The 5,521-nt window shown below is 76.5% G+C and carries 7 protein-coding genes; 5 read left to right on the plus strand and 2 right to left on the minus strand.

Annotated features, from left to right (window positions below):
* Positions 1-44: 44 nt before the first annotated feature.
* Both AC2CHG_RS29690 and AC2CHG_RS29695 read right to left on the minus strand, forming a co-directional pair.
* Entirely contained in the window at positions 45-689 is a 645-nt protein-coding gene (locus tag AC2CHG_RS29690) for an HAD family hydrolase (protein WP_120568947.1), read from the minus strand.
* A 59-nt stretch (positions 690-748) separates the two neighbouring features.
* Positions 749-1,594, minus strand: coding sequence for a carbon-nitrogen hydrolase family protein (locus tag AC2CHG_RS29695; RefSeq protein WP_355512674.1), 846 nt, complete (start codon positions 1,592-1,594; stop codon positions 749-751).
* 104 nt (positions 1,595-1,698) lie between these two features.
* Between AC2CHG_RS29695 and AC2CHG_RS29700 the strand changes: the two genes are divergently transcribed.
* The 5 genes from AC2CHG_RS29700 (at position 1,699) to AC2CHG_RS29720 (ending at position 5,347) form a co-directional block, all read left to right on the plus strand.
* A complete protein-coding gene (locus AC2CHG_RS29700) occupies positions 1,699-2,271 on the plus strand; it encodes a TetR/AcrR family transcriptional regulator (protein ID WP_194803152.1) in 573 nt (190 codons plus the stop codon).
* 104 nt (positions 2,272-2,375) lie between these two features.
* Positions 2,376-3,296, plus strand: coding sequence for a TIGR04222 domain-containing membrane protein (locus AC2CHG_RS29705; protein ID WP_484526046.1), 921 nt, complete (start codon positions 2,376-2,378; stop codon positions 3,294-3,296).
* Positions 3,293-4,111, plus strand: a complete 819-nt coding sequence (locus tag AC2CHG_RS29710; RefSeq protein WP_484526047.1) for an MbnB/TglH/ChrH family RiPP precursor modification enzyme — start codon at positions 3,293-3,295, stop codon at positions 4,109-4,111. Before AC2CHG_RS29705 ends, AC2CHG_RS29710 begins: the two co-directional genes overlap by 4 nt.
* Positions 4,108-4,554, plus strand: coding sequence for an SCO6045 C-terminal-like domain-containing protein (locus AC2CHG_RS29715; RefSeq protein ID WP_484526048.1), 447 nt, complete (start codon positions 4,108-4,110; stop codon positions 4,552-4,554). The genes AC2CHG_RS29710 and AC2CHG_RS29715 overlap by 4 nt, the downstream gene beginning before the upstream one ends.
* A 31-nt stretch (positions 4,555-4,585) precedes the next feature.
* Positions 4,586-5,347, plus strand: coding sequence for an SDR family oxidoreductase (locus tag AC2CHG_RS29720; RefSeq protein WP_484526049.1), 762 nt, complete (start codon positions 4,586-4,588; stop codon positions 5,345-5,347).
* The last annotated feature ends 174 nt before the right edge of the window (positions 5,348-5,521 follow it).

Below are 5,521 nucleotides of genomic sequence, written 5' to 3' on the forward strand. Positions count from 1 at the left end.
GCCCGCGCCGCTGTGCCGCCGCCGGCCCGCGCCGCCGAGCGCCGTCAGCCAGCCAGGACGGCCGCGACGGCCGCGATCAGACCGTCCTCGATCCGGGTGGGCGCGAACCTCGGATCGGACCAGCGGCGTCCCCGGTGCAGCCAGACGCTGGGCAGGCCCACAGCCGTCGCGCCGCCGATGTCCGCCTCCGGGCTGTCGCCCACCACCCACGCGCCGCGCAGCGGCATCCGGGCCCGCTGGGCGGCGAGCGCGAAGATCCTCGGGTTCGGTTTGCTGACGCCCGCCTCCTCGGAGATCACCCAGTCGGCGACGTACCGGTCCAGGCCGGTCTTGCGGATCTTGGCGTCCTGTTGACGGGACGCGCCGTTGGTGACCACCACCGGCACCCAGCCCGCGTCGGCGGCGATCCGCAGCGCGCAGGCCACCAGCGGGTCCAGCCGCATGTGGGCCACCACGCCGTCGTGCAGCTCGTCGACCAGGTCGATCGAGGGGATGCGCAGCGCGTACCGGTCGCGGATCGCATCCGCCACGTCCCACCTGTTGGTCAGCCCGTCCGCGTCCACGGACACCAACCAGTCGAGGTCGGCCGGCGGCGCGCCGATGCCGTCCAGGAAGCGTTCTCCCCAGGCGCGGAACGGCCCGTCGCGGTCCAGCAGGGTGTTGTCCAGATCGAGCAGGAGCAACGGCACCTGGGCACCCTACGGGACGGGCCGGAGCACCGACAGGGCCGAGGGCCCCGCCACGGCGATCAGGCCACGAGGACGGCGCGAGCCGCCCCGGCGTCGAGCGGGCGGTCCAGCAGCATGGTGTGCGCCGCGCGGGTGGCGGCCAGCGCGTCCGGGTCCAGCGTGGCCACCAGCACGTCCTCGCCGGTGTCGGCACCCCGGGCCAGCGGCCGGCCCTCCGGGTCGTACACCGCCGCGCCGCCGTTGAAGCGCCACGGATCGGCGCCGCCGACCGCGTTGGCGAACACCACGTACATGGTGTTGTCCAGCGCGCGGGCGGCGTAGTAGAGGTCGCGGCGGTGTGCCGAGCCGGCCAGGTAGCCGCTCGGGCAGAGGTAGCCGTGCGCGCCGTCGCGGGCGGCGGCCCGCGCGTGCTCCGGGAAGCAGCCGTCGTAGCAGACGCCCAGTCCCAGCCGCCACGTGTCGACCTCGAGCGTCGCGCCCCGGCGGCCGGCGTCGAACAGCTCCCGCTCGCCGCTCCAGAGCTGTTGCTTGTCGTACGCGGCGGTGACCGTGCCGGCCGGGTCCACGACGAGCGAGGAGATGGTGCGCCGCCGGTCGGGGTGGCGGACGGCGGCGCCGATCACCACTGCGGCGCCCGCGTCGGCGGCGGCGGAGCGCAGCGGGTCCAGCCGGACGTCGCTCACCCGGCCGTCGGCGTCGGCTGCCACGTCCGTGCCCTCCGGGTCGGCGCCGAGCGTCGGCGGGTGGTACGCCGGCAGGAACAGCTCGGGCAGCACCACGACGCGGGCGCCCTCGGCCCGGCCGACGAGGCGGGCGGCGGTGCGGGCGTTGCCGGGGACGTCGCCGGGGACGGGCTGGGCCTGGACGGCGGCGACGGTGAGCGGGCGCGCGGGAAGGGCGGTCACCCGCCGATCGTAACCATCGGGCGGTGCCAGATGATCAAGTGTCGGCGCTTCCCAAGCCGTACGTACGGTTTGCATCGGCCGGTTCCACCTGCGACGATCCGTTCGTGCCCAGAGTAAGTCAGGACCAGCTCGACGCGCGCCGACAGGAGATCCTCGCGGCGGCGCGGGCGTGTTTCGCCCGGCACGGCTACGAGGGCGCCACCGTACGGCGACTGGAGGAGGCCACCGGCCTGTCCCGGGGCGCGATCTTCCACCACTTCCGGGACAAGGACTCCCTCTTCCTCGCCGTGGCCGAGGACGACGCCGCCGCGATGGTGGAGACGGTGGCCCGCAACGGCCTCGTGCAGGTCATGCGCGACCTGCTGGCCCGGGCCGTCTCGCCGGACACCACCGGCTGGCTCGGCAGCCAGCTGGAGGTCTCCCGCCGGCTGCGCACCGACCCCGCATTCGCCAAGCGCTGGGCGGAACGGTCCGAGGCCATCGCCGCGGCCACCCGGGAGCGCCTGCTGCGCCAGCGCGAAGCCGGCGTCCTCCGCGACGACGTGCCGATCGACGTGCTCGCCCAGTTCCTGGAGCTGGCCTACGACGGGCTGGTGCTGCACCTGGCGATGGGCCGTCCGGCCGGCGACCTGGCCCGGGTGCTCGACCTGGTCGAGGAGGCCGTCCGCCGGCACTGAACCGGCGCCGGTCTCGGTCCGGTAACTACGCCCCTCCAGGAGATCGACTCTGGCGCGCCTGCTCCACAATGAGCCGCGACCCCTCCTCGCGACAGGAGCAGACGATGACCCCCTCCGACACCTGGGGCATCCCCGGCCCCGTATTCCTGCGCTGGTACCTCCTGCTCGCCGTCGTCCTGGTCATCGGTGCGATCGTGTACCGGCGGCGCATGCTGGCGGGCACGCCGGTGACCGCGTACGGCGACCTGGGTCCGCAGCAGGTCGCCTACCTCAACGGTGGTGACCAGCTCGCCGTCTGGGCCGCGCTCGGCGGGCTGCGCCACTGCGGCGCGGTCGGCGTCCGGCCGGACCGGCGGCTCACCACCGGCGGTCCGCTGCCGGCCGGTGCCACTCCGCTGGACCAGGCGGTCCACCACGCGGCGAGCCGCGGCCTGCGGACCCGGGACCTGGCCGCCGACGAGTGGGTGCGGCGTGCGCTCGACGAGCTGCGCGACGGCCTCGTACGCCGAGGTCTCGCCCTGGACCAGGAGCGGCGCCGGACGCTGCGGCGCGGCGCCCTGCTGGTCGGAGCCCTGCTGGTCATCGGCATCGTGCGCGTGGTCTCCGGGCTGCTGAACGACCGGCCCACCGGCTGGCTGCTGCTCAGCCTGTTCCCGCTCGGCCTCGCGTTCGTGCTGCTCAACCGCGTGCCGTGGCGTACCCGGGCGGCCACCGCCGCGCTGAACGACATGCGCCGCCGGCACGCCTGGCTGCGGCCGGACGCCGGGCCCGCGTACTCCACCTACGGCGCGACGGACGTGGCGCTGGGCGTGGCGCTGTTCGGTACCGCCACGCTCTGGACCATGGACCCGGGCTTCGCGGAGCAGGCCGAGATCCAGCGGCAGGCGCTGGGCAACACGGGCGGCGCGAGCACCGGCACCTCCTGCGGCGGCGGGGCGACCGCCGGTGGCACCTCCTCGTGCGGCGGCGGCAGCTCGTGCGGCGGGGGTGGTGGCTGCGGCGGGGGCGGCGGGTGCGGCGGATGAGCGGCCCGTCCGGCGTCGGCATCGGCTGGCGCCCCGAGATCGCCGGCTTCGTCGCCGGGCTGCCGGGACTGCGCTTCGTCGAGGTGGTCGCGGAGGCGATCGCACCGGCCGGGCCGCTCCCCGACGGGCTCACCGAACTGCGCGGACGCGGCGTCGACGTCGTACCCCACGGGGTGCGGCTGTCCCTCGGCGGCGCGGAACCCGTCGACCGGGCCCGGGTGGCGCACCTGGCCGGGGTGGCCGCGGCCCTGGACGCGCCGCTGGTGAGCGAGCACATCGCGTTCGTGCGGGCCGGCGGCCTGGAGGCCGGTCACCTGCTGCCGCTGCCGCGCAGCCGCGAGGCGGTCGCCGCGGTGGTGGCGAACGTACGGCGGACGCAGGCGGAGCTGCCGGTGCCGCTGGCCCTGGAACCGATCGCGGCGCTGTTCGACTGGCCGGACGACGAGCTGGACGAGGCGGACTTCCTCACCGAGATCCTCGACGCCACCGACGCGCTGCTGCTGCTCGACGTGGCGAACGTGCACGCCAACGCCCGCAACCGGGGCGGCGACCCGGCCGCGCTGCTGGACCGGCTGCCGTTGGAACGCATCGCCTACGTGCACGTCGCGGGCGGCGCCGAGCACGGCGGCTTCTACCACGACACGCACACCGATCCGGTGCCCGAGGCCGTGCTGGACCTGGTCCGCGAACTGTGCACCAGGCGCCGCCCGCCCGCGCTGCTGCTGGAACGCGACGGGCACTACCCGCCCGCCGCCGAGCTGCGCGGCGAGCTGGACGCGCTGGCCGCCGCGTCCGGCCACCCGGTGGTCACGTGAGCGGCGACCTGGCGGCCCGGCAGGCCGAACTGGTCGCCGCGCTCGTCGCCGGTGGACCGCTGCCGCGCGGCTTCGCCCCGGCCCCGGTCGAGGCGGCCCGCCGGGCGCTGCTGCGCAAGCGGGCCGGGGACGTGGCCCGGCACTGGCCGCTGCTCGCCGCCGGCCTCGGGCCGGACTGGCCGGCCGCGTTCACCACGTGGGCCGACGGCCGCCCCACGAACGGTTCGCTGCGCGACGGCTGGGACCTCGCCCGCGACCTGCGCGGCCGGAACGCGCTGCCGCCGCTGGGCGCGGAGGAGCTGGCCGCGCGCGAGGCCGCGAGCCGCTACGACGGCCACCACCCGCCCCGGCCGCGCCGGCTACCGGCCCTCGCCCGGACCGGCGGCGCCGTCGCGGTTCAGATCGCCGGCCGGGTACGCCTGGTGCGGCCCGCCCCGCGCTGACAGGCACCCGCCGGTACGGCAGGATCGGTGCATGGATCTCGGACTCGCCGACCGGGTGTACGTGCTCACCGGCGCCTCCGGCGGCCTCGGCTTCGCCACCGCCGAACAACTCGTCGCCGACGGCGCCCGGGTGGTCATCTCCGCGCGTACCCCGGACCGGGTGGCCGCCGCGATCGAGGCGCTCGGTGACCCGCAGCGGGCGATCGGGCTGACCGCCGACCTCGCCAACCCCGCCACCCCGGAGCGGCTCGTCGCCGCCGCCCGCGAACACTTCGGCCGCCTCGACGGCGCGCTGATCTCGGTCGGCGGCCCACCGCCCGGCACCGCCGCCACCGTCACCGACGAGCAGTGGCGCGAGTCGTTCGAGACGGTCTTCCTGGGCAGCGTCCGGCTCGCCCGCACGGTGGCCGGGGCACTCACCGACGGCGGCGCGATCGGGCTGGTGCTGTCCACCTCGGTACGCGGACCGCTGCCCGGCCTCGGCATCTCCAACGGGCTGCGGCCGGGGCTGGCCGGCGTCGCGAAGGACATGGCGGACGAGTTCGGCCCGCGCGGCGTACGCGTGGTCAGCCTGTTGCCTGGACGGATCATGACCGACCGCAACCGGGAGCTGCTTGCCGGTTCCGGCGACCCCGAGCGGGCCCGCGCGCAGGCCGAGGCGGCGATCCCGCTCGGACGCATCGGCGACCCGGCGGAGTTCGGCAGGGTGGCCGCGTTCCTGCTCTCCCCCGCCGCCGGGTACGTCACCGGGATCACCGTTCCGGTCGACGGCGGCGCGCTGCGCGGGCTGTGACGGTGGCCGGGCTTCCCGCGCCGGCACCGGTGCTTCCCGCGGCGGCGGCTCCGCTGAGCCGGGTGCGGGTTGCCGCGCCCGCGGCGGGCCGGTCACTCGGGACGGTGGGCCGGTGAGCGATCGACGGCGGCCGGGCGGTGGGCGGCCCGAGGCCGCGCCAGGACCGGGCACGCC

This window comes from Micromonospora sp. ATLC20, assembly GCF_057196585.1.